Genomic DNA, 26305 nt, shown 5'->3' with positions numbered 1-26305 from the left:
GGGTCGTTCCGCGGGGCTAGGACCGCTCCGGTGTGACGCTCGTCGTCGGGATCGTGCCGGAGCCGGTGTCCGCGTCGGCGGGGCCGGGTTGCCGGACCGGCGGGGCGGCCGGTTTCTCCTCGTCGGGCATGGTGGCCGCGGCGTCGGCGGTGGCCCGGGCGAAGGCCGCCGGAGCGGGCCAGAAGAACGCCAGGAACAGCATGGCGACCGCACCGCCGGCGCTCCACAGGCCGACCACCATCGGGACCCGGAAGTGTTCGGCCAGGCTGCCGGTGGTGAGGACCGCGGCCAGCTGGCTGATCTGGATGCCGCTGCTCATCACGCCGAACGCGCGGGCCCGGAAGCCGTGCGGCAGGGCCAGCACGAAGACCGCGTTCAGGGTGGGGGTGAGCGCGCCCTGGACCAGGCCGCCGGAGAGCACCATCAGCGCGGCGGCGGGGGCGGCCGGGGCGAGCAGGCTGGGCACCAGCAGCAACGGCGGGAGGACCGCGAGGACCGGGATGAGCCGGGCCCGCCGTTCCGCCGGGACGATCCGGTTGAACACGGTGCCGCCGATGATGAAGCCGACCGGCCCGGCCGCCATGATCAGGCCCTGGCCGAGGCCGCGGGTCTCCGGGTCGGTGGTGATGTCCGCGGCCCAGGCGGCGGCCAGTCCCTCCGGGACGATCGCGAAGACGGTGATGGTGAACACCACGACGGCGATGGACCGCAGCACGGGGTGGCCGAAGACCAGCCGGAAGCCCTCGGCGGTCTCGTGCAGCAGGTGGGTGCGCTGGGCGCTGCTCATCGTGGTGGGCCGGTGCCGCACCCCGAAGGCGATCAGTGCGGCGGAGAGCGCGAAGGTGAGGACGTCGACGCCGAGGGCGATCCGCGGGGTGAGCGCCACCGCGACGGTGGCCCCGACGAGGTACCCGAAGACCTGGGCGGTCTGTGATGCGGTCTGGCTGATGGTCAGGGCCAGCGCGAGCCGTTCCCGGCCGACGACGGTGGGCAGCAGGGCCGAGCGGGCGGCCTGGGTGGGCGGCGCGAACATGCCGGCGACCAGCAGGATCAGCAGCATCGCCGGGACCGGCAGCTGCGGCAGGAGCAGCAGCGAGATCAGGACCATTCGGCTGAGATCGGAGACGATCATGACCCGGCGGTACGGGTGGCGCTCCGCGAACGCCGCCAGCACCGGGCCGAAGAGCCAGGGAACGTAGCCGATCGCGAACGAGGCGGCGGAGAGCAGGGCGGACTGGGTCTGGTGGTAGACCAGGACGGTGACCGCGGCCCGCGACAGGTAGTCGCCGATCCAGTTGATCAGGGTGGAGAGGAACAGCGCGCGGTACTCACGATCCGCAAAGACGGCACTGTAGGTGACTTTAGGGTTGCTTTCAGTCACCACCTCGGCCGGATCGCGCGGCCGTGCGGGGTCGTTCGCCACCAGAGCCCTCCATCGCTGTCGGCCCCGCCGAGGAGTCGGCGGGGCCGGACACGCTCACGGCTACCCGGGCGAACGTGCCGTGCATATACAGAAGCTGTAGCGGATTCTGCCCGATCGTCCTAGTTGACGCTAGGGTGGTTGGGTCGAGAACCGGCCATTCGGTGGAGGGCAGAACCGCAGCTCCTGGCGTATGCGCAGGTCAACTGCCCGTGCCGGTGGCCTGGTCGTCGATCGAAGGCGAAGAATTTTCGGAGCCCAGCATCCAGGCCGGAGGCACCGCACTGCGCGGCGCGAGCCGGGAGGCGGCGATCCGTTCGGACAGTCCGGAGGCGTCCATCGCGTCGGACAGCGCCTTGCGCAGATCCCGCTGGATGACCGCCTGCGCGTCCGAGGTCGTCTTCGCGATGGTCCGCACCACCGCGCCGTCCACGGTGATCTGCTCGACGCCGATCACGTCCGGCGCCTCCAGGAACTCGGTCTGGTGCTCGGGCGTCTCGGCGACCTTGGCCGCCGCGCTCCGCAGCACGACCATCGCCTCCTCCGAGTTGACGAAGCCGATCGGGATGTCGATCACGACCATCGCCCAGCCCTGGCTCTTGTTGCCGACCCGGATGATCTCGCCGTTGCGGATGTACCAGAGCACACCCCGCGCGTCGCGGACCGTGGTGATCCGCAGGCCGACGCTCTCCACCACACCGATGGCCTCGCCCAGGTCGACCGTGTCGCCCACGCCGTACTGGTCCTCCAGAAGCATGAAGAGACCGGCGATCAGGTCCTTCACCAGGCTCTGCGCGCCGAAACCGAGCGCCACGCCGACGATGCCGGCGCTGGCCAGCAGCGGCGCCAGGTTGAAGCCGAACTCACCCAGCACCAGAAGGGTGGCCATGGTGAAGACGATCGCGCTGACGAAGCTGCGCAGCACCGACCCGATCGCCTCGGCCCGTTGCCGGCGGCGCTCCGGGATGAACTGCACCTCCTCGGCCGCCACGTCGGGCCGCTCCTTCAGCGGCTTCAACAGCGCGGGCATCGCCGCCCGCGAGGTGCTGGCCGCCAGGCGGGAGATCCCCCGGTGCAGCGCCCACCGGATCAGCAGCGCGACCACGATGATCGCGAGCACCCGGAAGGGCTTCACCACGATGACGTAGCCGCTCTGGGCGATCCAGTCCGGGACGTTCTGGTCGAGGAGCCAGTCGCAGACGGCGTCGGCCTGACACGACTTGGTGAGGTCGACATCCGGGACGGAGAACGAGGGGTCGGGGGACGGAGCTAATGGCAGCACGAGGAGAGAAAGTACCGGGTCCAGCTGGGTGAAGACCTCAGACGTTTACCGCCCGGCCACAGATTGTGCTCGCAATTTGGTCATCCATCAGGGACTATTGGCGCACGGGTCTCGGTCGGAGAGGCCCACATCACACACGCATGGGCTATTTGGGAGCGGTTACAAGCAACTGACACCGAAGGGTGATCTCGATGCCTGACATACGACCTACAGTGGGCTCTTCCGCGTTAGTTCTCAACGCCACCTACGAGCCGCTGTGCGTCGTATCGGTGCGTCGGGCGACCATCCTGCTGCTGACCGCCAAGGCCGAGTGCGTCTCCGACGGTGACGGTCTCTTACACAGCGCACATCACACGCTTCCCGTCCCGTCGGTGGTCCGCCTCACCCGGTACGTGAAGGTGCCGTACCGCACTCATGTCGGCCTCTCTCGCCGAGCGATCTTCGCCCGGGACGGAGGCCGTTGTGCTTACTGCCGGGGTTCCGCCGAGACCATCGACCACGTCTTCCCGCGCAGCCGCGGCGGTCTGCACGCCTGGGACAACGTCGTGGCCGCCTGTGCCAAGTGCAACCACAGCAAGGGCGACAAGACCCCGGCCGAGCTGGGCTGGCGGCTGCACGCCGCCCCGGCCGCCCCGCGCGGTGTGGCCTGGCGGGTGCTCGGCCACCGCACCCCGGACCCCCGCTGGAAGGACTGGCTCGACCTGCCCACCGCCCCGGTGGAGGCCGAGGCGGCGTGAGCCGGGACTCAGCCCCGGTGTGAGGCACGGCTCGGTTCGGCGTGAGACAGCGCTCAGCCCCGGTGCGAGTCCACCAGCGAGGCGAAGACGACGACGTTGTCGGAGTAGCCCTCGTCCCCACCCAGCCACGTCCCGCCACAGGTCATCAGGCGCAGCGACGGGCGGCTGTAGTCGCCGTAGACCCGCTGTACCGGCAACCGGTCCTTGTCGAAGCTCTCCACCGAGTTGACCTCGAAGACCGCCACCGAGCCGTCGGCCCGGGCCACCTCGATGTCCTGACCGGGCTTCAGCCGGCCCAGCTCGTGGAAGACCGACGGACCGGTCCGGGTGTCGGCGTGCCCGACGATCAGCGCCGGCCCGAACTGTCCCGGTGTCGGGCCGCCGTCGAACCAGCCGGCTTCGTTGTGCCGTTTCAGCGGGGGCACCTCCACCGAACCGTCGTCGGCGCGGCCCACCTCGAGGATCGGCGCGGACACGTCGATCGACGGGATGTCCAGGCGTTGCGGCCGGCTCGGGTCGAGCACCGGGAAGTCCCGGGCCGTCGGCGCGGACTGCTCGCCGAACAGCCCGCCGTCCAGGTTGAAACCGGTCGCGGCACCCACCCCCATGGCGACCACGAACAGGCCGACGAAGAGCAGCGCCAGGGCGATCAGCCCGATCATCTCGCCCCGGCCGCGGCGCCGCCGCCGGGGTTGCGCCGGGGGTTTGCGCCGTTGCCGGGGCACCCGGAAGGACGACCTGCCGGGCGCGGCCTGCGGTGCCGGCAGCGGGCCGGTCACCACCCCGGGTGGGGGTGGCGTGATCACCTGGGCCGGCCGTTTCCGGGCCACCGCCTCCGGGACCCGGGAACCGGCGGGTGGTCGTCGTGTCTCGTCCGCCATGCCGTCCGCCTCAGCCGGCCCGGCGGCGGCGCAGCGCCACCGCGGAGAGGATCAGGCCGGCCAGCAGCGCCGCCATGCCCCCGCCGATCAGAACCGGTGGGGTCGCCCCGGACGCGGTGCCACCGCCCCCGGTGGCCGGGCCGCGCTGTGGCTCGTACGCCGCGACCACGTGCAGCGTGGCCGTCGCGGACTTGCCGTCCGGGCATGTCAGCAGCGCCGGGTAGTCGCCGGGCTCGGTGTCGCCGGGAACCCGCTCGGTGGCGGTCAGGAAACCGAACTGCGGCTCGACGGTGACCTCGCCGATCGGTTCCGCGGTGACGGTCGCCGCCTTCAGGTTGTCGTCGCAGGAGGCGCGCAGGGCGATCTCGTCCCCGGCGGGCACGGTGCTGGGATTGAGCTCCACGAAGACGGCAGCCGCCGCGTGGGCGGCCCCCGCGTGGAGCAGGACGGGTGTGCCGGTGAGTGCCAGGGTCGCTGCCATCGCCGCTGCAGCGGCGGGGACGGACGTACGCATGGATTCCCCCCTCCAGGCCGTCCGGGAACGGATGCACACGGACGGCGCGTGAGGGTGATTTTCGCACCCCGGGGCACATTCCGCGTAGATCCCGACGGCGTGAGACCCCGGTTCGAGACCCGACGCTCCGGGACGACACGCGCTCCGCTACCGTGATTGATGTTCAGAATCAAGAGGATCACCGGCGCCTGGGGGCGTTCAGTTGTCAATTATCAGCACCGTTCTGGTCTTTGTGATCATTCCGGCCGCGGTCATCGGGGCGGTGGCGACTCTCGTTCTCACCGGTGCCGAGCGGGGTAAGCCGTCCCGTCGTTACCGGCCCGGTTCGCCGTTCGACTTCCCGGCCATGTGGTTCACGGCCTCACCGGCCCAGGTCGCCCCGGTCGCCGGCGGCGGGCACCACCTCGTGATCGAGGACAGCTCGGGCTCCCCGGTCCAGCCCGGTCCCACAGGAGGCGCAAGTGGCAAGTGGTGAGGTCGCCCAGATCGGCCAGGCGGCAGACAGTCCCTTCACGACTCGGGAGCTTCGCCACCTCGACGAGGCACTGAGCACCGCCGACCAGGTGACCGGCCTGAACTTCAGCATCTACCTCGGTGAGCTGGAGGAGCCGGCCCGTGCCGCGGCGGAGAAACTGCACCAGCAGACCCGTGCGCCGCAGACCGGCGTCCTGATCGCGCTCTCGCCCGATCAGCGCGTGCTGGAGATCGTCATCGGTTCCGCCGCCCGCAGGCGGATCTCGGACCACGACGCGAAACTGGCGGTCTTCTCGATGACCGCGTCGTTCTCCGTCGGTGACCTCGCCGGTGGTCTGCTGGTCGGCATCGACCAGCTGGCGAGCCACGCCGGACGGGCCTGACCCGCCTCCGGTCCACTCTCCAGAACTCAGCGCCAGGTGGCCGGTGCCACCTTCACCGGGTACGGGGCGTCGAGTTTCGTGTTCTCGGCGCCCTCGACGCTGCGGGTCAGCCGATAACCACCCGCACCGTCCAGGGCGTACACCCGCACGACCGGGCCGGCCGCGGTCAGCTCCACCCGCCAGAACGCCGGGATGTCCGCGGCGGCGTACACCGCGGGTTTGAGAAAGCGGTCGTAACTGCGCGTCCCCTCCGCCTCGACCTCCACCACCAGGGCCACCTCGGCGGGCGAGACCCAGATCGAGCCGGAGACGCGCGGGCGCAGCACCATCACATCCGGCACCACGTTGCTCGTGGGCGTCGCGATGCCGATCCGGGAACACACCCACCAGCCGGCCGGGGCGACCGGCCGCAGCGTCCCCACCATCGACTCGACGAGCGCGTCGTGCGCCTCGGTGGTCGGCGGGGAGACGTGCAGGCCACCCTCGACGATCTCGTAGCGGTGCCCGTCCTGGGGGAACAGGTGCAGGTCCGGCTCGGTCCACGGTCCGTCCGGCGCATGCCAGCGGGCCGGAGCGCTCGGGCTCAGCATCGTCACGGGCCACCTCCATCACCGCGGAGTGCCAGCCTACTTACACAGAGTTGTAATCACGGCGTTTCCGCCGGGTAACTCATTTCATGCAAAAGGCCCCTCCACCCGTCTCAGGTGGAGGGGCCCTCTGTCGATAGGCCGCTGATCAGGCCGCGGACTCGTCCTTGGCCCGGGCCTTCAGCGCCCGCAGGATGCCGTCACGCCCCTCGGCGACCAGGCGGCGCAGCGACGCCGGGTGACCGTCGCGGGCCAGCCAGGCGTCGGTGAGCGCCACCGTCTCCTCGCTGATCTGGTACGCCGGGTACGCCAACTGAGCGAACTCCTGCGCCGGCTCGCTGTCCGAGCGGGCCCACACGTCCGCGACCACGTCGAAGAACTTCTCCGCGTACGGTGCGGTCAACGCCACCTGCCGGGTGCTCTGGAAGCCCTGCAGCAGGGACCGGTTGAGCCAGTTCGGCAGCGCCTTCGGCCCGGTGAGCTCGGCCCAGACGCGGGCCTTGTTCTCGGCGGACGGCACCAGCGCCCGGGCGATGGCCGCCTCCCGCTCGCCGCTCGCCGTCTTGTCACCGGCCAGCTCGGCGTCGATCTCGGACTCCTGCGCGGCACCCAGCGCGGACAACGCCTGCAGCAGACTCCACCGCAGCTCGGTGTCGACGACCAGACCCTCCGGGCGGGACGTGCCGGAGAACCAGCCCCGCAGCACCGCGGCCTCGTCCGGGGTACGCGCGGCGGTGATGAACGCCCGCGCCCAGGTGAGCTGCCATCCGCTGCCCGGTTCGGTGGTGGCCAGCTGCCCGGCGGCCATCGACGCCAGCATGCCCCAGCCGGTCGGCGCCCAGCGCTGGTCGGCGAAGCTGGTCAGGGCCATCCCGGCCTGCCGCAGCGTGGCCGTGGCCAGGTTGATGTCGGTCTCGGCCGGCAGACCCGCGACGACCAGGGTCACGTAGTCCCGGGCCGCCATCTCGGCGTCGCGCAGCATGTCCCACGCGGCCGCCCAGCACAGCGCCCGCGGCAGCGACGACTCGAAACCGGCGATGTGCTGCACCAGGGTGCCGAGCGAACGCTCGTCGAGGCGCAGTTTCGCGTACGTCAGGTCCTCGTCGTTGAGCAGCAGCACATCCGGCGCCTTGACCCCGGCGAGCGCGGTGACCTCGGTGCGTTCCCCGGCCACGTCCACCTCGATCAGCTCCCGCCGGACGAGCCGGTCGCCGTCGAGGTCCCACAGGCCGATGCCGATCCGGTGGGTCCGCAGCGTCGGGTAGTCCGCCGGGGCCTCCTGCAGCACGTGCACGCTGGCGTAGTCGCCGTCAGCGTCCACCTCGACCACCGGGCGCAGCGTGTTGACCTGGGCGGTCTCCAGCCACTGCGCGGCGAACTTGCGCAGTTCCCGGCCGGACGCGGTCTCCAGCTCGGTGAGCAGGTCGTCGAAGGTGGCGTTGCCCCAGGCGTGCTTGGCGAAGTACGCCCGCAGGCCGGTCAGGAACGGGTCCAGCCCCACGTACGCGACCAGCTGCTTGATCACGCTGGCGCCCTTGGCGTACGTGATGCCGTCGAAGTTGACCTCGACCGCCTCCAGGTCCGGCATCTCGCAGTACACCGGGTGGGTGGAGGAGAGCTGGTCCTGGCGGTAGCCCCAGGCCTTACGGATCGACAGGAACGTCGACCAGGCGTCGGAGAACCGGGTGGCCTCGGTGTTGCACCAGTGGCTGGCCCACTCGGCGAACGACTCGTTCAGCCACAGGTCGTTCCACCAGCGCATGGTGACCAGGTCACCGAACCACATGTGCGCGAGCTCGTGCAGGATGGTGTTGGCGCGCTGCTCGTACTCGTAATCGGTGACCTGCGAGCGGAAGATGTAGTGCGCCTCGGCGTGCGTGACGCAGCCGAAGTTCTCCATCGCGCCGGCGTTGAAGTCCGGCACCCACAGCTGGTCGTACTTCGGCAGCGGGTACCGCACCCCGAACTGCTCGTGGAAGAAGTCGAAGCCCTGCTTGGTGATCGTGAACAGGTCGTCGGCGTCGAGGTACTGCGCCATCGAGGACCGGCAGAAGACACCCAGCTCGATGCCGTCGTGCGAGTCCCGCACCTCGTGGTACGGCCCGGCGCAGATCGCCGTGATGTAGGTGCTCATGCGTGCCGAGGTGGCGAAGTGGACCGTCTTGGCGCCCTCGGCGGCCGGCGCCTCGCTCTCGGCCGGCATGTTCGAGATGACCTTCCAGTGCGCCGGCACCGTGGCGTGCCACGTGAAGACGCTCTTCAGGTCGGGCTGGTCGAAACAGGCGTAGGCGCGCTGGGCGTCCGCGGTCTCGAACTGGCTGTAGAGATAGATCTCCTGGTCGACCGGGTCGAGGCTGCGCTGCACGCCCTGCCCGCTCGCGGAATACCCGAAGTCGCCGTCGACGACCAGGGTGTTCTCCTCGGCCAGACCGGTCAGGGTCAGGCCGGTCTCGGGCGTCCAGGCGCCGATGTCGAGCGGCGCGCCGTTCAGCGTCGCGGAGTGGATCGTCGCGGCCGCGGCCTCGACGAACGTCTCCGCACCCGGCTCGGCGCACCGGAAGTTGATCACGGTGGTGGACCGGAACGTCTCGGAACCGGGGTTGCCGTGCCCGTCGGTCAGGTCAAGGGTGATGTCGTACCCGGTCACCTCGAGCAAACGACCACGCTCCGCGGCCTCGACCTGGGTCAGGTTGTGAACTCCGGCCACGTGCACTCTCCTTCGAGCTACTGCGTTTCCTCGAAGCCTATGCGCCTACGGCGACGCAACTCACCCCGACCGGGCCCCGACCTAGGAGGATCATTCAAGTCATGACCAACCGTGCCACCGTCGACATGTGGTTCGACCCGCTCTGCCCGTGGGCCTGGATCACCTCCCGCTGGCTTCTCGAAGTGGAGAAGGTCCGCCCCCTCGACATCCGTTTCCACGTGATGAGCCTGTCCGTCCTCAACGAAGGCCGCGACCTTCCCGAGAGCTACCAGGAACTGATGACCAGGGGTTGGGGGCCGGTGCGGGTCTGCATCGCCGCCGCCGAGACCGCCGGGCCGGAGGTGCTGCGCGACCTCTACACCGCCCTCGGCACCCGGATCCACCTGCAGAAGTACGAGCTGGGCGAGGAACTGTTCCGCGAGGCCCTGACCGAGGTCGGCCTGGACCCCGAACTGGCCGCCGCGGCGACCACCGACGCCCGCGACGAGGCGTTGCGCACCAGCCACAACGCGGGCATGAAACCGGTCGGCACCGACGTGGGCACCCCGGTGATCCACGCGCCGGGACCGAACCCGGGTGAGACCATCGCCTTCTTCGGCCCGGTGATCACGCCGGCGCCCAAGGGCGAGGCGGCCGGCAAGCTCTGGGACGGCGTCGTGCTCGTCGCCGGCACCCCCGGATTCTTCGAGATCAAGCGAAGCCGGGACATCGGTCCGATCTTCGACTGATCGCATATCGGGAATCACGACTCCGCCGGGTGTACGCCGTCGTTGGATGGGTGACATATGCACCCATCCAACGACGGAGGCGGGTATGCCGGAGAACGAACCGGTGGGATCGAGCATCGGAGTACAGCGCGGGGTGTGGGCGGACCTGCCCGCCGAGGTGGCGCTGATGGTCGCGCCTCCGGTCACGGTGACCGCGAGTCCGCATGTCAATACGCCGTTGAGCAGGTCACGGGGGAACATGCCGGTAGGCGGGCGTCGCAGGCGAGCCGGGTAAGTTGCCCCCCATGACGGTCGTGCACCCGATCAGCCGGGCCTGGATCACCAATGGCGGTACCGGTGCCCAGAATTATGACGAGTTCGCCGACGACGCCGAGATCACCGAGATCATCACGGCCGCGCCGCACAGCGCGCTGGCCGTGGAGATGCCGCATCTCGCCCCCGATTCCCTCGGCAAGTCCTTCCTCGAATCCCTCCCGGACGCGGTGGTCCGGCTGGAGCGGGCGAAGTCCGAGGGCCGCTATCAGGCCGCCGAGCACGTCGTCGTGCTCTACCGGATCAGCGCCGACGGGGAGGCCCCGGCCTACGGGCTGTGGAGCATGGTCGAGACCGGCCAGATCTCCACCAGCGCCGACGAGCCGGGCCTGGTCATCCGCAACGAGGACGTCTTCATCAGCAAGGTCCGTGAGCGCGTGGCTCTCGCCGAGGCCGTCGGGACGCTGCTCTCACCCGTACTCCTGCTGCAGACCGGCAAGGGCGAGGAGCTGCACGCAGCTCTCGCCGACGCCACCGGCAAGGCGGGCGAGCCCGCCGCGACCGACGTGGACCCCACCGGGCGCACCCACGCGATCTGGGTGCTGGGCCCCGGCGAGCTGCAGACCCAGCTCCTCGACCTGGCCGGCGGCGGCGAACTGGTGGTCGCCGACGGCAACCACCGCAGCCTGGCCGCGCAGACCGGCGGCCTCGAACACTTCCTCGCGGTCGTGACCACGCCCGCGTCGGTCGCCATCCAGCCCTACAACCGGCTGGTCAGCGAGCTTCCGGCAGACCTCGGCGACCTTCTCGGGCGGCTCCGCGCGGCCGGGGCGACGGTCACCGAACTGCCGCGTCCCGCGCAGCTTCCGGCCAAGACCTCCATCGAGGTGTACGCGGCCGGCCGCTCCTTCGCCATCGGCCTGCCACCGGACCCGGACGGCACGGCGGTGGAGAACCTGGACCACGCCCTGGTCGAACGCGTCCTGCTGCGGGACGCGCTGGGCCTGGACGCGGGCGACAAGCGGATCGCCTACATCGGCGGGGACTACCCGGTCGAGTGGCTGCGCGACGAGGTCGACGCGGGCCGGGCCGACCTGGCGATCCTGATCGCCCCGGTCACCGTGGACGACTTCGTCGAGGTCAACCTGGAACGCCTCAAGCTGCCACGCAAGAGCACCTGGTTCACGCCGAAGGCCCGGGGCGGTCTCGTCCTCGCCCAGCTCCGCTGATGATCCACCCCCAGGTGACCGCGGCCGCGAAGCTGCGGCGCAAACCCACGGCCGACGAACTGGCCGCCGACCCCTACCACCGGCTGCTCGGCATGCGCGCCGCGATGGAGGAGTCGAACGAGGCGGAGACCGGCCCGGCGATCCCGTTGCCGGTCGTCGTCGACCTGGACGCCGGCGGGGTGCCCTGCCGGCTGTACGCGACCAGGACCGGCACCCCGGTCCTGGTCTACCTGCACGGCGGCGGCTGGTGCTACGGCAGCATCGAGACCGTGGACCGGTTCTGCCGCCGGGTCGCCGAACGGTCCGGCTGTGCCGTGCTGTCGGTCGGCTACCGCCTGGCACCCGAACACGTCTTCCCGGCGGCCCTGGACGACACCACGACGGTGCTGGACTACCTGCGGACCTCCGGGGCCGACCTGGGGCTGGACGTGTCCCGGCTGGCGATCGGCGGCGACAGCGCGGGCGGCCAGCTCGCCACGGTCACCGCCCGCCGGCAACGCGACGCGGCCACCCCGCTCGACTTCCAGGTGCTGATCTACCCGACCCTGGACCCGCTCACCTCCGCCGAGAGCTACGACGAGGTCGGTGCGTACGGCCTCGACCGCGCCTCGATGAAACTGGCCTGGGAGACGTTCGTGCCGGACCCGGCACTGCGCTTCACCCCGGACGTCGCGCCCCTGGCGGTGGCGGATCTGTCCGGAATGCCGCCGACTCTGCTGATCACCGCGGAGTACGATGCGTTGCGCGACGAAGGCGCCGACTACGCGAACGCGCTGATCGCCGCCGGAGTCCCGGTGGTCCACACCCGCTACATGGGCGTGAACCACGGCTTCGCCCGCAAGTTGGCCACCATCGACGCCGCCCGGGCCGCGGCGGATCAGGTGGCCTCCGCCCTGCGTTCGGCCCTCACCTTCTGAAAGACTCCCGACATGCGTCTCTACCTGGGTTCCGACCACGCCGGTTACGAGCTGAAGATGCACCTCGTCAACCACTTGATCAAGCAGGGCCACGACGTCGTGGACGTCGGCCCGCACGCCTACGACCCGGAGGACGACTACCCCGCCTTCTGCTTCCACACCGGTGCCAAGGTGGTGGCCGACAAGGGCTCCCTCGGCATCGTGATCGGCGGCTCCGGCAACGGCGAGCAGATCGCCGCCAACAAGGTCCCCGGCGTCCGCTCCGCGCTGGCGTGGAAGACCGAGATCGCCCAGCTGGCCCGCCAGCACAACGACAGCAACGTGATCGCCATCGGCGCCCGGCAGCACACCCTCGACGAGGCCACCGCCTTCGTCGAGGCGTTCATCGCCACGCCGTTCTCCGGCGACGCGCGGCACGCCCGCCGGATCTCCCAGCTGGCGTCCTACGAGACGGACCGTGAGCTGCCCGAGCTGCCGGAGACCGCCCCGTCGGTCTGACCGCAAGACGGCAACTCCCGCAGCGTGTGAAGCCCTCGGCCTCACACGCTGCTCTCGTCTGTCCCGCCGCCGGTGTCCAGTCGGTGTGGTGGGCGGCCGGGCGGTTCTCGGCCTCGCGCGCCGCTCCCGCCGCCGGGCTCCGGTCAGCGGCGGGGCAGGTCCTCGCGCGGCGTCCAGTTGCGGCGGACGATGGGAAGGTCGCGTTCGGCCTCCGCGAACTGCTCGTCAGTGGGGCGTGAGGCGTCCCGGGCACGGAGAGCGGCACCCACGCTGACCTGCGAAGAACCGGACCCGACCAGGCCTCGCAGGCCACGCTCGGCATCCCGTTCGTCGCCGTTGCCGCCGCCTCCGGACGGGGGACGCCGGTACCCGTTGCGAACCGGCCGCTGCGGCGAACGCTCGGCCTTGTTCTCGTCCGACTCCGCGGGGACCCCGGGCCGGGGCCCCGGAACGCCTGCCGGGGGAGAGGGCGGCGGCGTGGGCACGGGAACCGACGGTGCTGAAGCCGCACTGAGCGGCGGCGTGGGCACCGGCGTGGAGGCTGGGGGCGGCGTCGGAGCCGGTGTGGAGGCGGGTGGCGGCGTCGGTACCGGTGCCGGTGCGGTGGCCAGCGGCGGCGTGGGCACCGGTGCCGGGCTCGGCGGCGGACCGGGAATCGGTGTCACCTCTGCCGGGGGAGTGGGCAGCGGGACATGACCGGGTGGCGGTCCGGGAACGGGCACCTTCCGGGTGACGTCGCCGGACTCCGCGGCCGGAACGCTGCCGCCCTGATCGGCGTCCAGCTGGTTCGCCTCCTCCTGCGCCGCCTCCTCCTGCGCGGCCGCTTCACGGGCCGCCTCACGCGACGAGGAGGAGGCGGGGCGGATGCGGCGACGTCGGTGTTCGGGCTGGCCCATCCGCCGACCGTACCCCCGCGGGTGTGATGTCGGTCAGAAGCTGTCGGTCGGCGACGGGGCCCGGTGCCAGCCGAACGCGACGCTCGGATCGTTGCCGGTCAGCATCCGGACCCGGCCGGCCGCGGCGAGGACCGACAGCGAGGTCGCGCCCAGGTAGGCGGCGCCCAGCTCGGTCACCGAACAGGACAGGTCGGCCTGGTCGGTGGTCGGCACACACCTCGCCGCGTCGGGTCCGCCGGTGAGCCGCCAGCGCCCGTTGTTGCCCTCCAACAGCGGGTCGGTCACCTCCAGGACCACGTCGACCGGAGTCGCGTACCGGCGGGCCGCCAACGCCGCCGGGAGATCGACGATCCGGACCCACAGGCCGTCACCCAGGGACGTGCCCAGCCGGCGCGGCTCGTCGACCAGGAACCGCAGCGGCTCGTCGAGCGCGCCCCGGCGCATCGTCACCGACCGGGTCAGGTCGATGCCCAGCAGGAAACGCCACAACGCGACGTAGGTCTGCGGGTCGGCGGCCACCATCTCCTGGACCTGGACCTCACCGTTCGGCCCCCGGTCGGTCCAGTCGTCCTTGACGCGCCACAGTGCGTACCCCGAAGGGCCGTGCGGGGTGTCGTGAACCACCGCGCGCAACGGGGTGGCGCCCCCGCGATGATCCTTCGGGTCGGAGATCGTGGTCCGCCACCAGCGGTCGTCGCGGTTCGACCAGCCGACCCGCTCCGGGCGCAGCTGCTCGTAGACCTTGCCGAGATCGGTGAGCACGCTCGCCGGATCGGCCATCCGCAGCCGTCCGGCCGGCACGTCCGAAGGAGCGGGGAGACGTACCTCACGGTTCGCGATCTGCAGCATCAGGCGTGACGAGGCCGGTCCGTACCCGAACCGGGGGTAGATCGTGGTCTCACTCGCCCACAGGACCGCGATCGGTTCCCGCCCGGCCGCGGCGACGTCCTGCAGCTGGCGGTGCATCATGCGGGTGAGCAGGCCCCGCCGCCGATGCGTGGGGGCGACACCCACGCCGGTCACGTGCGCGGCCGGAACCACCGCGCCGGGCACGGTCAAGTCCCTGCTCAGGATGGCGGTGTGGCCCACCAGGGACGACCCGTCGACGCAGGCCAGCGAGCGTTCCGGCTCGTAGATCTCGGCGATGCGCTCCCGCGGCTCACCGTCGGTGTCCTCGTGGAAGACCGTGTCGAGCAGATCACAGACCGCCGCGAAGTCGTCCGTCGTCGCCGGCCGTAGCGCAACCTCATCGTTCATGGCTTGTGTGTAACGGACAGCTGTGTGTCAGGGCGAGCGATTATGCGGGCTCGCTACGCTCGAAGTGAGCGGTCGCCGACCGCAGCCGAGAGGGGAAAGATGCCGGAGCAACCGCAGTGGCCGGAGCGGACGCTCAACATGCCACCGCAGGACCCGTGGGCCGAGCCACCCACGGCGCCGGTCTCACCGTCGCCGTTCGGGTCCGATGCCGACCCGACCAAGCCGGACATGCAGGAGACCGCGCGTCACCCGCAGTCGGCCCATGCCGGTGCGCCGCGGTCGACGGCTGCGCAGGACGCCACCCGTGTCGGTGCGCCGCAGTCGCCCGCCCCGCAGGGCGCGGCCCGCGCGTCTGTGCCGCAGTCCCCGGCCCCGCAGGGCGCCGCAGGCGCGGACCGGTCGCCGTTCAGTCGCGGCCGGGCCCAGGTGAGCCCGCGCGCGCCGCAGCATGAGGAACACACGTCGACGGCCGAGTGGCACGGTGAGCCGGAGCGTCCCGAGCAGCCCCCGCGCAGCCTCGACTGGCACATCCAGCGGCTGCGCCGCGGCGGCGAGTGGACAAGCGCGGCGCTGCTCTTCTCCTTCGTCTGCTGGGGTCTGTGGGCTTTGGCCTCCGGTGAGGGACTGGCCAACGCCTTCATCGTGTACGTGGTGTCACTCGTCGTCGCCGCAGGCGTCTTCGCGCTCTCCCGCCTCGTCGGCCGGGTCGTGCTGGAACGCCAGATGGGCCGTCAGCGGCACACCGCCCGCGGTTCCCACCTGGTGACCGCCCTGTTCCTGGTCGGCGTCGGCGTCGCCTTCCTGCGCCAGACGGCGTGGGTGGTGACCGCTTACACCTGGATCGCCGGCCTGTTCTGAGCCGCACACGGCTCCACCGGTCACCCGTCAGGACGAGCCTGCCCACCCCGCCGCGGAGGGCAGGCCGTCCCCACCACCGGTTCCCGCTCCGTCCTGCGGCCGGCCTCTCACCGTTCCCGGGGGACTGCGTCGGCGCTCCCGAGGTCGGCTCACCGTCCTGAAGCCGACTCGGTTCTCCCCGGATCGGCTCGGCCCTCCCGGGAACGGCTCACCGGTCCGGGGTCAGCTCACCGGCTTGCCTCCGGTGACGCCGAGGACCTCGCCTGTGGTGTAGCTCGACTCCGGGCTCGCGAAGTGGACGTAGGCGGCGGCCAACTCGGCGGGCTGGCCGGCCCGTCCGAGGGGTGTGTCGGCGCCGAAGGAGCGGACCTTCTTCTCCGGCATGGTGGCCGGGATCAGCGGCGTCCAGATCGGGCCGGGCGCGACCGCGTTGACCCGGATGCCCTTCTCGGCCAGGTCCTCGGCGAGTGCTTTCGTGAACGCGACGATGCCGCCCTTGGTGGTGGCGTAGTCGAGCAGCGCGCTCGACGACAGGTAGGCCTGGATCGACGCGGTGTTGATGACGGTCGCACCGGGCGGCATGTGCGGGACGGCGGCCCGGCAGAGCCAGAACATCGCGTACAGGTTCGTCTTCATCACCCGGTCGAACTGCTCGTCGGTGATGTCGGTGATCCCGCCGGGCTGCGCCATCTGGTACGCCGCGTTGTTCACCAGGATGTCGATGCCGCCGAGTTCGGTGCGGGCTCGGTCGATGATCGTCCGGCAGTGCGCCTCGTCGCGGATGTCACCGGGCACGGTCACCGCCTTGCGGCCGGCCTTCTCGATCCACTGCACGGTCTCCTGGGCGTCCGGCTCCTCCTCCGGCAGGTACGAGATCAGCACGTCGGCACCCTCACGCGCGAACGCGATCGCCACCGCCCGCCCGATGCCCGAGTCGCCGCCGGTGATGACGGCCCGCCGACCGGTGAGCCGGCCGGTGCCGCGGTAGGACTGCTCGCCGTGATCCGGCCGGTCCGGCATCTGCGAGGTCAGGCCGGGCGGAGTCAGGTCGCCGCCGTTCAGTTCGGGCCTCGGGTACTGCTCGCGCGGGTTCTCCACGACATCGCCTCCTCGTCACGGGCGCCGGTGCGGCCCCCGCGGATGTCCGGTGCTGATGCCCTCCGAGTTCCCCCGGCCGACCGGATTAACCGGACGGTGACCACTCGCCCTCTCCCGGCGGTGGCGCTACGGCCGGGAGAGGGCAGACGGTCGCGTGGTAGCCCGGGTGCATCCGGTAGGCGTACAAGAGAAAGAAGAGTGCGGGAACCGCCTGGCTCGCGTTATGCCTGGGTGAGGACCTTGCCGGTCTCCAAGAGCGACTTGAGATCGCTGAGCACCCACGCCCAGCCACCGCCGCCTTCCGCGCCGGCGTCTGGGTTGCCGCGGGTCATGTTCGCCGTGGCCGGTGCGCCGTCGAGCTGGTGGGTGATGGTGACCCGGCAGACGCCGGGGGAGGAGTCCTCGATCTCGTAGGTGAGCGTGGTGAACGGTTCCGCGGCGCAGGTCGGGTCCATGAGCATCCGCCAGGTCTGCACCAGCCGGCGCGGAGGCTCGGCCTCGAGCACCTCGCCGTCGACGATCACGTCCGGAAGGGGCCAGCCCTGCTGGGCGGAGTAGTCCTTCATCTCCTGGCTCGGGACCGAGTGGTATCGCCCGCCCTTGCGTAGCTCGTAGAACTGGGGAGCGGCGTAGCCGTATTTCTTGTTCCACTCCGGGTCGACGATCGCGTCCCAGATCTTCTCCGGGGTCGCCTTGATCCAGATCCGGTGGACCTGCGTCTCGCTCATGGCTCTTCCTCCAGCGTTCGCTTGAGATCGATGAGTGCGGTCACGTGCTGTTCGGTGTATTTGTCGATCCACCGGTCGTGGATCTGCCGGATCGGGACCGGGTTGAGGAAGTGCAGCTTTTCCCGGCCGGACCGGCGCGTGACGACGAGGCCCGCCTCCTCGAGCACCTTGAGGTGCTTGGCGACGCCGAATCGGGTCATCGCCAACTCGGACTCCAGCTCGGTCTGGGTGCGCCCGTCACGGGCGAACAGCAGGTCCAGCAGGAAGCGGCGGCTCGGGTCGGCCAGTGCCCTGAACACCAGGTCGAGCTCGTCGGTCATGCCGCAAATTTAGGTGACCATTTGGTCACCTGTCAAGCTGTTCGCAACCCCAGGATCGGCGCCGACCGGGCCGGTGTGCTGCGCAAACGGAAATTCCGCAGATGAGCCGGACCGTGGCCGCACCCGGCCCCGGTCCCCACGCCGGCTGCTTCGCCCGCGCCGTTCCGGGCGGCACCCGCTGTTAACCCATCGACGCTAATATCTTCGGGTTTCGGCCTTCAACGGGGAGTAAGACCACATGCGACGTACGATTCCCGCCGGTGTCCTGACGGCGCTGGCCCTGCTGATTCCGGTGGCGCCGGTGGCGGCGCAGGCCGCGGTGCCCGGGCCCGACGCGGCCTGCCAAACGGTCGAACGCAAGCTCTACAAGGACATCCGCGAGCTGGTCACCATCGACCTGGACACCGCCACCGACGTGGAGATCCGAGTCCTCGCCAACCAGATCCTGGCCGCGGTGAAGGCCGACGCGCTGCCCGTCCTGCCACCCGCGATGCAGGAGCACCTGGACGGCACGGCGGACGACCTGCGGGCCTTCCTCAAGAAGGGCATGCAGAGCGCCTGGACGGTGGATCTGCGGATCTCGGTCGGCCGCACGATGACCGACGCCGGCACCAACGTGCGGGCGGCCGCGCAGAGAGTGCTCGACGACGCGACCCTCGACTCCTATCTGGCGTACCTGAACGACGGCCTGTATGTCGCCCGTGAGCTCGACTGCGCTGCCGGGCCCTCGGCCTCGGCCTCGGCGTCGGCGTCGGCGTCGCCCAGTGTGACGCCGTCCGCGACGGCGAGCGTGTCACCGTCGGCGACGACGAGCGTCGCTCCGGGCGCGACGACCAGCGTCAGCCCGGCCGCCCCCGGTGGCGATGAGGACGAGGGCGGCGAGGGCGGTGGGCTGCCCGTGACGGGTTCCGCCTCCGGCGCTGTGGCCGGCGTCGGAGGTGCGCTCCTGCTCCTCGGAGGCGCAGGCTTCCTGATCGGGCGTCGCCGCCGCGCCCGCTTCGAGGCGTAACCGACCTGATCGCGCCCGGCCGGCCGTTCCGCCGAGTCGGGCACGATCGGCGGTGAGCGTGGACGGCGTCGAGGAGGCTACGGAAACCGGCCGTGGGAGTGTCCACCGGCCGTCAGAGGAGGCCCGATCGCCTCGGTGGACAGGTCTTGTGCCGCGTGCGACCACGCCGTGTGGCCTTGATCACTGTTGCGCCGAGTTCCGGCCGCCGGCGGGGGTGAACTGGCTGCCTGTGGGCCGGTTCTGTCCGCGTACCCCGGAAGGTCGTTGCCCGGAGGCGATCGGGAGGGCCGCCGCCGAAGCCCGCGCACGGCATCCGGTTCCGCGCTGATCCACCGGCATCCGACGAGTCACTGGAAGAGGAATGACTGAAACCGGTCGTCGGCCGGCAGGCGGATCACCGAACGGAGTAGGCCCGGGAAGGCCGCTGAGGGCGGCGCAAGATCCACGAGAGAGTGAAAAGAAACGGCCCTGACCAGGAGAGACATCCTCCGGCCAGGGCCGTTTCGACAGAGCGGGCGACGAGAATCGAACTCGCGTAATCAGTTTGGAAGACTGAGGCTCTACCATTGAGCTACGCCCGCATGACCCCCGAGAAACCCCGGGGCTCGTGCACAGCTTACTGAATCACCTACCGGTCGCGCGAACCGGATTACCCAGCAGGTGACTCCAGCGCACACGCAGGAGAGCCGACCGCATACACTGGCCGACGCCACGGGGTGTGGCGCAGCTTGGTAGCGCACTCGCTTTGGGAGCGAGGGGCCGTGGGTTCAAATCCCGCCACCCCGACTGCCACTATCTGTCCGCAGCAACAAGGAGTACGCCTGTGAAGAGCACCGTCGAGACTCTGAGCCCGACTCGGGTGAAGCTCGCCATCGAGGTGCCGTTCGACGAGCTCAAGCCGAGCCTGCAGAAGGCGTACCGGGAGATCGGCGCGCAGGTGCAGGTTCCAGGCTTCCGCAAGGGCAAGATCCCACCTGCCGTGATCGACCAGCGGGTCGGCCGGGGCGCGGTCCTCAACGAGGCCGTGCAGGAGGCGATCCCGCAGCAGATCCTCGCTGCGGTTCAGGAGCACGACGTCAAGACGCTCGGCCGCCCCGAGGTCGAGATCACCGAGTTCGCCGACAACGCGCCGCTGAAGTTCACGGCCGAGGTCGACGTGCGCCCGGAGATCACGATCCCGGACCTCTCCACCATCACCGTCACGGTTCCGGCCGTGGAGATCGGTGACAGCGAGATCGACGAGCAGATCAACGGCCTGCGTGAGCGTTTCGCGACGCTGAAGACCGTCGAGCGTGCCGCTGCGGAGGGCGACTACGTCCAGCTCGACCTGAACGCCACCGTCGACGGCGAGGAGGTGCCGGGCGGCTCGGCCACCAACATCTCCCACGAGGTCGGCAGCAAGCAGCTGCTTCCCGGTCTCGACGAGGTCCTCGTCGGCCTGTCCGCCGGTGAGGAGGCCACTTTCACCACGCAGCTCGTCGGTGGCGACTACGCCGGCCGCGACGCCGAGGTGAAGGTCGTCGTCCGGACCGTCAAGGACAAGCAGCTCCCCGAGATCGACGACGAGTTCGCCCAGCTGGCGAGCGAGTTCGACACCCTGGAGGAGCTGCGGGGCGACCTGCGCGAGCGGGTCACCAAGGCGAAGAAGGTCGAGCAGATCTACGCGGCTCGTGACGAGGCGCTCAAGCAGCTCGTCGAGGCCGCCGAGATCCCCGCTCCGGAGGGCGTCGTCAAGGAAGAGGTCGACGGCCGCAAGCAGGCGATGACCGACCAGCTGGAGCGGATCGGCGCGACCCTGCAGGACTACCTCGCCTCCGAGGAGAAGACCGAGGAGCAGATCGACCAGGAGCTGACCGAGGCCGCCCAGGAGGGCGTCCGGATCCAGCTGCTGCTCGACACCGTCGCCGACGCCGAGGACGTCCAGGTGTCCGACGACGAGTTCGGTCACGAGATCGTGCACCGGGCGCAGCGCGCCCAGATGCAGCCTCAGCAGTACTACGACCAGCTGGTCCGTTCGGGTGCCGCCGCCTCCGTCTTCGGCGACGTGCGCCGGGGCAAGGCGCTGGCCTCCGTCATGGAGCAGGTCACGATGAAGGACACCGAGGACAACGTCCTGTCCCTCGACGACCTGCGCGCGGCCGACGACGAGCACGCCGGCCACAACCACTGATCACGGTCTTTCATCGGCCACCGCGCGGCATTCACGCCGCGCGGTGGCCGATGCCGTTTGTCAGGGGTACGTCCCAGCGCGGGTGCGCTGTCAGCGAACACCTGCCCGAGCGGGAAGCTGATGCGCATCCGACCAGTTAGGTTGGTCGTACGACGGACAACCTGCCGGCCGGACCCTTCGGCCGACACAGCAAGCTGTGAAGGGCTGCCATGACCGAACTCCACATTCCCGCCGGCCCCGTGCTGCGGCGCGGGGGCGACGCCCTCAGTGGCAACCTCGACGATTCGGTCTTCAACCGCCTGCTGCGCGAGCGGATCATCTTCCTCGGCAGCGAGGTCACCGACGCGAGCGCCAACCGCATCTGCGCGCAGCTGCTGCTGCTCTCGGCCGAGGACCCCGAGGCCGACATCCACCTGTGGATCAACTCGCCGGGTGGCTCCGTCTACTCGGGGATGGCGATCTACGACACGATGCAGTTCATCGACAACGACGTGCAGACCGTTGCGATGGGCATGGCGGCTTCGATGGGGCAGTTCCTGCTCTGTGCCGGCACCGCGGGCAAGCGCTTCGCCCTGCCGCATGCCCGCATCATGATGCACCAGCCGTCCGGGGGCATGGGTGGCACCGCCGCCGACATCGCCATCCAGGCCGAGCAGATGCTGTACACCAAGCGCATGTTCCAGGAGCGGATCGCGTTTCACACCGGTCAGACCCAGGAGCAGATCGCTGCCGACTTCGACCGGGACCGCTGGTTCACGGCCGAGGCAGCGAAGGATTATGGCTTCATCGACAAGGTGATCACCGGGGCCACGCAGGTTCCCGACGGTGCCGGAACGCTGAACTGAGGAGAGCTGACCCATGACTGATCTGACTATGCCTCCCGGGTTCGCTCCGGTGCACAACCGCTACGTGCTGCCCTCGTTCTCCGAGCGCACCTCGTGGGGTATCAAAGAGTCGAACCCGTACAACAAGATGTTCGAGGACCGGATCATCTTCCTCGGCGTTCAGGTGGACGACGCGTCGGCCAACGACGTGATGGCCCAGCTGCTCACGCTGGAGAGCACCGACCCGGACCGCGACATCACCATGTACATCAACTCGCCCGGTGGCTCGTTCACCGCGATGACCGCGATCTACGACACGATGCAGTATGTCCGTCCGGACATCACCACGGTCTGTCTCGGCCAGGCGGCCAGCGCGGCCGCCGTGCTGCTCGCCGCGGGCACCCCGGGCAAGCGGATGGCTCTGCCGCACTCGCGGATCATCATCCACCAGCCGGCCACCGAGGGTGGCTACGGCCAGGGGTCGGACATCGAGATCCAGGCCCGCGAGATCATGCGGATGCGGACCCAGCTCGAGGAGATGCTCGCCCGCCACTCCGGCCAGACCGTGGAGAAGGTCCGCAAGGACATCGACCGCGACAAGATCATGACGGCGGACGAGACCAAGGCCTACGGTCTGGTCGACACCGTGCTGGTCAGCCGCAAGAAGAGCCTGCAGGCAGTCGGCGCCGACAACTGAGCACGCGCTGTCAGGGGCCGGCCGGGTCACCGCTAGACTGGCCGACCCCTGACACGCCCGTTTTGGGGGGTCGGAGAACTGCCCCTTTGCGGGTAACGTCGAGTCTGCAGCCTCAGTTACGCGGGTCGGCGGACGATGAGATGGCAACGAGGCAATCCGTCCTCGGACACGGACCGGTCGGCGGCCGGCCAATGAATGCAGGGAGAACGTAGGTGGCACGGATCGGCGACGGTGGCGACCTACTCAAGTGCTCCTTCTGTGGGAAATCGCAGAAGCAGGTCAAGAAGCTCATCGCGGGCCCTGGGGTCTACATCTGCGACGAGTGCATCGATCTCTGCAACGAGATCATCGAGGAGGAGTTGGCCGAGACCGGCGAGGTGAAGTGGGAAGAGCTTCCCAAGCCGATGGAGATCTGCCAGTTCCTGGACAACTACGTGGTCGGCCAGGAGCAAGCTAAGAAGGCGCTCTCGGTCGCGGTCTACAACCACTACAAGCGGATCCAGGCCGAGTCGAGCGGCGCGCCCGGCGGTGGCAGCGACGTCGAGGTCGCCAAGTCCAACATCATGCTCATCGGCCCCACCGGGTGCGGCAAGACACACCTGGCGCAGACCCTGGCCCGGATGCTCAACGTGCCGTTCGCCATCGCGGACGCCACGGCGCTGACCGAGGCCGGTTACGTCGGCGAGGACGTCGAGAACATCCTGCTCAAGCTGATCCAGGCCGCCGACTACGACGTCAAGCGTGCTGAGCAGGGCATCATCTACATCGACGAGGTCGACAAGATCGCCCGCAAGAGCGAGAACCCGTCGATCACCCGGGACGTCTCCGGCGAGGGCGTGCAGCAGGCCCTGCTGAAGATCCTCGAGGGCACCGTGGCGAACGTTCCTCCGCAGGGCGGTCGCAAGCACCCTCACCAGGAGTTCATCCAGATCGACACGACGAACGTGCTGTTCATCGTGGGTGGCGCGTTCGCCGGCCTGGACCGGATCATCGAGCAGCGCGTCGGCCAGAGCGGCGTGGGCTTCGGCGCCCGCCTGCGCTCGATCTCGGAGCGGAACACCGACGACATCTTCAGCAAGGTCATGCCCGAGGACATGCTGAAGTTCGGTCTGATCCCCGAGTTCATCGGCCGGCTTCCGGTGATCACCACGGTGCGCAACCTCGACCGTGAGGCGCTCATCAAGATCCTCACCGAGCCGCGCAACGCCTACGTCAAGCAGTACCAGCGTCTCTTCGAACTGGACGGCGTCGAGCTCGAGTTCGACGAGGGCGCGCTCGAGGCCATCGCCGACCAGGCCATGCTCCGCGGCACCGGTGCCCGCGGTCTGCGCGCCATCATGGAAGAGGTCCTCCTCTCCGTGATGTACGAGGTTCCCAGCAACCCGGACGCCGCCCGCGTGGTGATCAACCGAGAGGTCGTCCTGGAGAACGTGAACCCCACGATCGTCCCCCGGGAGTTCGTCGGCCGCCGCCGTCGCCCGGACCGCGAGGAGAAGTCCGCCTGACCTTGGAACCCCGAGATCTGGCGGCTGTTCTCCGCGCCGTCGAACGTGCCGAACGGCAGGTCCCGGACCCTTGGCTGGAGCTCGTTCCATCACCGTCGTCCGATCGGGCGGCGGTGTTGGCGTTTCCCGGTCACGTGGTGATCGCCGCCGACATCGAGCGTCCCTGGGCCGAAAAGTGGATCACCGGGGATGATTTCGCCGCGCCGACCGGGCCGGCGTTCCTCGGCGGGCTGGAACGCCGTCTCCGTCTGAGCGCCGGCACCCTCGACGTCATGCTCCTCGGCACGCCCCTGCCGGGTGATCCACCGGTCGCCCTCCGCCGGATCGAGAACAGCCGGCACCCGCGGGTCCTGCGCGCACACCACTACCGCACCGACGTCCGGGCCTGGACCACCGACCACGGCCTTCTGATCATCGGCCGCGGTCTCGGCGGACGCTGGGAGGTCGCCTTCGAGGTCGACGAAACCGTCCGGGGCCGCGGTCACGGACGGATCCTCGCCACCGCCGCCCGGCATCTCGTCCCCGCCGGCCGCCCGATCTGGGCGCAATGCGCCCCCGGCAACGCCGCCAGCCTCCGCGCGATCCTCGCCGCCGGCTTCCAACCGGTCGGCTCCGAGGTCCTTCTCATGCCGCCCGGCTTCCGCTGAGCGCGTTTTTCACCCCTATGTGGTACGAGTGACGGCGCCGTACCGTGGCTCCCACCGCGGCCCGGGTGCCGGGCAAGGCCATAGCGCGGGCGCCGGGGCATGCCTGCGGGGAGACCACTGCGGGCCTGTGAGCGTCCAACTGTGAGCGGATGCGCCCAACTGCGGGTGAGAGGGCAGATCCGTCCGCGACGACCGTTACGGGGCTGCTCACCCGGTTCCGCAGGCCGCGTCACGGCCGGGGCGGCCGGGAGGGTCGCGCTGGCGGTCCCGTAACGCCTCCGGTGGCCGTACGGTGGTATTCATGCGTGTCGCCGTCTGCCAGCTGAACTCTCGCGAGGACCGTGCTCACAACCTCGCTGTCGCCCGTGACCTGCTGGAGCGAGCCGCCGCTGGTGGCGCCCGGCTCGCGGTCCTCCCGGAGTATGTCGACTTCCTCGGCCGTGCCGCGGACGCGCCGAAACCGGAACCCGTCGACGGGGAGTTCGCCGCCTTCTTCGCGGAGGCCGCCCGGGAACTCGGCATCTGGGTGCACGCAGGTTCGTTCCACGAGACCGGTCCTGATGAAGGGCGGACATTCAACACCACGCTGGTGTTCGGTCCCGACGGTTCGCGGGCCGCCGTCTACCGGAAGGTCCACCTGTACGACGTGGAGATCGCCGGCCGGGTGTCCTACCAGGAGTCGCGAACCGTCGCGCCCGGTGCGGAGACCGTGGTGTTCGACCTGAACGGCGTGCCGACCGGTCTGAGCATCTGCTACGACCTGCGGTTCCCGGAGTTGTACCGGCAGCTCGCGATCGCCGGCGCACGGATCCTGGTGGTGCCCGCGGCCTTCATGCTGCACACCGGCCGTGACCACTGGGAGGTGCTGCTCCGTGCCCGGGCGATCGAGAACCAGTGCTTCGTACTCGCGGCCGGCCAGATCGGCGATCACGAACCGAATCGGACGTGCTTCGGCCGCAGCATGATCATCGACCCGTGGGGAACGGTGCTGGCGCAGGCGCCGGACACGGCCGGTGTCACCTTTGCCGACCTGGATCTGGAACGGCTGGAAACCATTCGCCAGGAATTGCCGAGCCTGGCCAATCGGCGTTTGTAGCCGGGGTCACAGATTCTGGACGAGGAAGCCGACGACGGCCAGGCCGACGACGGCGCCGCCGACGATCAGCAGGGCGCCGCCCATGCGGGACGGACCGCGCATCAGCAGGCGATGAGCCGAGACGACCACCGTGACCAGCACAAGCAGGCCGATCACGACCTGCCAGAGCGGCACAAGAAGGCTGAGGAACGCGTCGACCGCCAGCGTCTCGGATGCGTTCATGACGCCACTCTGTCACGGTTTCCTTTCTCCGTGTGTGTCCGCGCCGCTCAGACGGGCATGGACGTCGATTTGCGGTCACCGTGCCAAGTCCCGTAACTTCTTCTCTGCCCACGGGAAACCGGGACGGACCACCACAAACGTGATGATCCGGATCGGGGCTCGAGGGTGACGGATGCGAGCTAAGCTCGAGTCCGGGCCAGGGTGGTGTGACCGCGGAAATCTCCAAGAAATTGGATTTGCGGTTGCGGGGCCAGCCAGGTAGAGTTGCACAGCCGCCAGGGAGACGGGCGAGCGAACGGGACCTGAAGTCGAGGGCTCGGAGCGGCCGTCCTGGGGGAAACCCAAGAAATAGTCACGGTGAATCATCGT

The 26305-nt window shown here is 69.8% G+C and carries 27 protein-coding genes and 2 tRNA genes; 16 read left to right on the top strand and 13 right to left on the bottom strand.

Features of this window, described 5'->3' with window-relative positions; translation table 11 throughout:
• Positions 1 to 16: 16 nt before the first annotated feature.
• Together WH85_RS28820 and WH85_RS28815 are read right to left on the bottom strand one after the other, a co-directional pair.
• A complete protein-coding gene (locus WH85_RS28820; RefSeq protein ID WP_245674130.1) occupies positions 17 to 1423 on the bottom strand; it encodes an MFS transporter in 1407 nt (468 codons plus the stop codon).
• A 199-nt stretch (positions 1424 to 1622) separates the two neighbouring features.
• Positions 1623 to 2699: a mechanosensitive ion channel family protein gene (locus WH85_RS28815; RefSeq protein ID WP_483757023.1), complete on the bottom strand. Its 1077-nt coding sequence runs from the start codon at positions 2697 to 2699 to the stop codon at positions 1623 to 1625.
• A 194-nt stretch (positions 2700 to 2893) separates the two neighbouring features.
• Between WH85_RS28815 and WH85_RS28810 the strand changes: the two genes are divergently transcribed.
• The gene (locus WH85_RS28810; protein WP_045745167.1) at positions 2894 to 3439 is read left to right on the top strand and encodes an HNH endonuclease; all 546 of its coding nucleotides are present in this window, start codon (positions 2894 to 2896) and stop codon (positions 3437 to 3439) included.
• A gap of 53 nt (positions 3440 to 3492) precedes the next feature.
• Here WH85_RS28810 and WH85_RS28805 read toward each other — a convergent pair whose 3' ends face one another.
• Together WH85_RS28805 and WH85_RS28800 are read right to left on the bottom strand one after the other, a co-directional pair.
• The gene (locus WH85_RS28805) at positions 3493 to 4320 is read right to left on the bottom strand and encodes a class F sortase (RefSeq protein WP_083449331.1); all 828 of its coding nucleotides are present in this window, start codon (positions 4318 to 4320) and stop codon (positions 3493 to 3495) included.
• 10 nt (positions 4321 to 4330) lie between these two features.
• Positions 4331 to 4834, bottom strand: coding sequence for a hypothetical protein (locus tag WH85_RS28800; RefSeq protein WP_045745166.1), 504 nt, complete (start codon positions 4832 to 4834; stop codon positions 4331 to 4333).
• 202 nt (positions 4835 to 5036) lie between these two features.
• Between WH85_RS28800 and ctaJ the strand changes: the two genes are divergently transcribed.
• Complete coding sequence (gene ctaJ, locus WH85_RS28795) at positions 5037 to 5309, top strand: aa3-type cytochrome oxidase subunit CtaJ (protein ID WP_045745165.1); 273 nt, start codon at positions 5037 to 5039, stop codon at positions 5307 to 5309.
• Positions 5296 to 5691 (top strand): DUF5130 family protein, encoded by a 396-nt coding sequence (locus WH85_RS28790; RefSeq protein ID WP_045745164.1) that lies wholly within the window; start codon positions 5296 to 5298, stop codon positions 5689 to 5691. The genes ctaJ and WH85_RS28790 overlap by 14 nt, the downstream gene beginning before the upstream one ends.
• 26 nt (positions 5692 to 5717) lie before the next feature.
• On the opposite strand, the gene WH85_RS28785 is transcribed toward WH85_RS28790, so the two are convergent.
• A complete protein-coding gene (locus WH85_RS28785; protein ID WP_045745209.1) occupies positions 5718 to 6281 on the bottom strand; it encodes a Uma2 family endonuclease in 564 nt (187 codons plus the stop codon).
• A gap of 145 nt (positions 6282 to 6426) precedes the next feature.
• Complete coding sequence (pepN, locus tag WH85_RS28780) at positions 6427 to 8985, bottom strand: aminopeptidase N (RefSeq protein ID WP_045745163.1); 2559 nt, start codon at positions 8983 to 8985, stop codon at positions 6427 to 6429.
• A 101-nt stretch (positions 8986 to 9086) separates the two neighbouring features.
• Here pepN and WH85_RS28775 point away from each other — a divergent pair, with 101 nt between their 5' ends.
• The 4 genes from WH85_RS28775 to WH85_RS28760 all read left to right on the top strand — a co-directional run bounded on the left by WH85_RS28775 (position 9087) and on the right by WH85_RS28760 (position 12609).
• Positions 9087 to 9713, top strand: a complete 627-nt coding sequence (locus tag WH85_RS28775) for a mycothiol-dependent nitroreductase Rv2466c family protein (RefSeq protein WP_045745162.1) — start codon at positions 9087 to 9089, stop codon at positions 9711 to 9713.
• Positions 9714 to 9997: 284 nt separating this feature from the next.
• Complete coding sequence (locus tag WH85_RS28770) at positions 9998 to 11194, top strand: DUF1015 family protein (RefSeq protein WP_045745161.1); 1197 nt, start codon at positions 9998 to 10000, stop codon at positions 11192 to 11194.
• The gene (locus WH85_RS28765; RefSeq protein ID WP_045745160.1) at positions 11194 to 12111 is read left to right on the top strand and encodes an alpha/beta hydrolase; all 918 of its coding nucleotides are present in this window, start codon (positions 11194 to 11196) and stop codon (positions 12109 to 12111) included. The genes WH85_RS28770 and WH85_RS28765 overlap by 1 nt, the downstream gene beginning before the upstream one ends.
• 12 nt (positions 12112 to 12123) lie before the next feature.
• The gene (locus WH85_RS28760) at positions 12124 to 12609 is read left to right on the top strand and encodes a ribose-5-phosphate isomerase (RefSeq protein ID WP_045745159.1); all 486 of its coding nucleotides are present in this window, start codon (positions 12124 to 12126) and stop codon (positions 12607 to 12609) included.
• Positions 12610 to 12752: 143 nt separating this feature from the next.
• On the opposite strand, the gene WH85_RS54005 is transcribed toward WH85_RS28760, so the two are convergent.
• A complete protein-coding gene (locus WH85_RS54005) occupies positions 12753 to 13139 on the bottom strand; it encodes a hypothetical protein (RefSeq protein ID WP_083449337.1) in 387 nt (128 codons plus the stop codon).
• Between the two features lie 399 nt (positions 13140 to 13538).
• Positions 13539 to 14762, bottom strand: coding sequence for a GNAT family N-acetyltransferase (locus tag WH85_RS28750; RefSeq protein WP_045745158.1), 1224 nt, complete (start codon positions 14760 to 14762; stop codon positions 13539 to 13541).
• Between the two features lie 99 nt (positions 14763 to 14861).
• Here WH85_RS28750 and WH85_RS28745 point away from each other — a divergent pair, with 99 nt between their 5' ends.
• Entirely contained in the window at positions 14862 to 15620 is a 759-nt protein-coding gene (locus tag WH85_RS28745) for a hypothetical protein (RefSeq protein WP_045745157.1), read from the top strand.
• A gap of 222 nt (positions 15621 to 15842) precedes the next feature.
• Here WH85_RS28745 and WH85_RS28740 read toward each other — a convergent pair whose 3' ends face one another.
• From WH85_RS28740 to WH85_RS28730, 3 genes are all read right to left on the bottom strand, one after another.
• The gene (locus WH85_RS28740; RefSeq protein WP_045745156.1) at positions 15843 to 16718 is read right to left on the bottom strand and encodes an SDR family oxidoreductase; all 876 of its coding nucleotides are present in this window, start codon (positions 16716 to 16718) and stop codon (positions 15843 to 15845) included.
• Between the two features lie 221 nt (positions 16719 to 16939).
• Positions 16940 to 17446, bottom strand: a complete 507-nt coding sequence (locus WH85_RS28735) for an SRPBCC domain-containing protein (RefSeq protein ID WP_045745155.1) — start codon at positions 17444 to 17446, stop codon at positions 16940 to 16942.
• Positions 17443 to 17766 carry an ArsR/SmtB family transcription factor gene (locus WH85_RS28730; RefSeq protein ID WP_045745154.1) on the bottom strand — a complete coding sequence of 108 codons (324 nt, stop codon included), beginning with the start codon at positions 17764 to 17766 and terminating at the stop codon, positions 17443 to 17445. The genes WH85_RS28735 and WH85_RS28730 overlap by 4 nt, the downstream gene beginning before the upstream one ends.
• Positions 17767 to 18004: 238 nt before the next feature.
• Here WH85_RS28730 and WH85_RS28725 point away from each other — a divergent pair, with 238 nt between their 5' ends.
• Entirely contained in the window at positions 18005 to 18775 is a 771-nt protein-coding gene (locus tag WH85_RS28725; protein WP_045745153.1) for an LPXTG cell wall anchor domain-containing protein, read from the top strand.
• A 510-nt stretch (positions 18776 to 19285) separates the two neighbouring features.
• Here WH85_RS28725 and WH85_RS28720 read toward each other — a convergent pair.
• Positions 19286 to 19356: transfer RNA gene (locus WH85_RS28720), tRNA-Gly, on the bottom strand.
• Positions 19357 to 19487: 131 nt separating this feature from the next.
• Between WH85_RS28720 and WH85_RS28715 the strand changes: the two genes are divergently transcribed.
• From WH85_RS28715 to WH85_RS28685, 7 genes are all read left to right on the top strand, one after another.
• Positions 19488 to 19561 (top strand) — tRNA-Pro (locus WH85_RS28715).
• A gap of 37 nt (positions 19562 to 19598) precedes the next feature.
• A complete protein-coding gene (gene tig / locus WH85_RS28710; protein WP_045745152.1) occupies positions 19599 to 20945 on the top strand; it encodes a trigger factor in 1347 nt (448 codons plus the stop codon).
• A gap of 209 nt (positions 20946 to 21154) precedes the next feature.
• The gene (locus WH85_RS28705) at positions 21155 to 21790 is read left to right on the top strand and encodes a ClpP family protease (protein ID WP_045745151.1); all 636 of its coding nucleotides are present in this window, start codon (positions 21155 to 21157) and stop codon (positions 21788 to 21790) included.
• A 13-nt stretch (positions 21791 to 21803) separates the two neighbouring features.
• Complete coding sequence (locus WH85_RS28700; RefSeq protein WP_045745150.1) at positions 21804 to 22466, top strand: ATP-dependent Clp protease proteolytic subunit; 663 nt, start codon at positions 21804 to 21806, stop codon at positions 22464 to 22466.
• A 212-nt stretch (positions 22467 to 22678) separates the two neighbouring features.
• Positions 22679 to 23971, top strand: coding sequence for an ATP-dependent Clp protease ATP-binding subunit ClpX (gene clpX, locus WH85_RS28695; RefSeq protein WP_045745149.1), 1293 nt, complete (start codon positions 22679 to 22681; stop codon positions 23969 to 23971).
• A gap of 2 nt (positions 23972 to 23973) precedes the next feature.
• Positions 23974 to 24618 carry a GNAT family N-acetyltransferase gene (locus WH85_RS28690; RefSeq protein WP_045745148.1) on the top strand — a complete coding sequence of 215 codons (645 nt, stop codon included), beginning with the start codon at positions 23974 to 23976 and terminating at the stop codon, positions 24616 to 24618.
• 301 nt (positions 24619 to 24919) lie between these two features.
• Complete coding sequence (locus WH85_RS28685) at positions 24920 to 25714, top strand: carbon-nitrogen hydrolase family protein (RefSeq protein ID WP_045745147.1); 795 nt, start codon at positions 24920 to 24922, stop codon at positions 25712 to 25714.
• 6 nt (positions 25715 to 25720) lie between these two features.
• Here WH85_RS28685 and WH85_RS28680 read toward each other — a convergent pair whose 3' ends face one another.
• Positions 25721 to 25936 carry a hypothetical protein gene (locus tag WH85_RS28680; RefSeq protein WP_045745146.1) on the bottom strand — a complete coding sequence of 72 codons (216 nt, stop codon included), beginning with the start codon at positions 25934 to 25936 and terminating at the stop codon, positions 25721 to 25723.
• Between the last annotated feature and the right edge of the window lie 369 nt (positions 25937 to 26305).

Origin of the sequence: Actinoplanes rectilineatus (assembly GCF_000962825.1) — a bacterium.
GTDB lineage: Bacteria > Actinomycetota > Actinomycetes > Mycobacteriales > Micromonosporaceae > Actinoplanes > Actinoplanes rectilineatus.
Note: the sequence above shows the minus strand (reverse complement) of the source record. Positions and strands in the feature narration are given on the sequence as shown.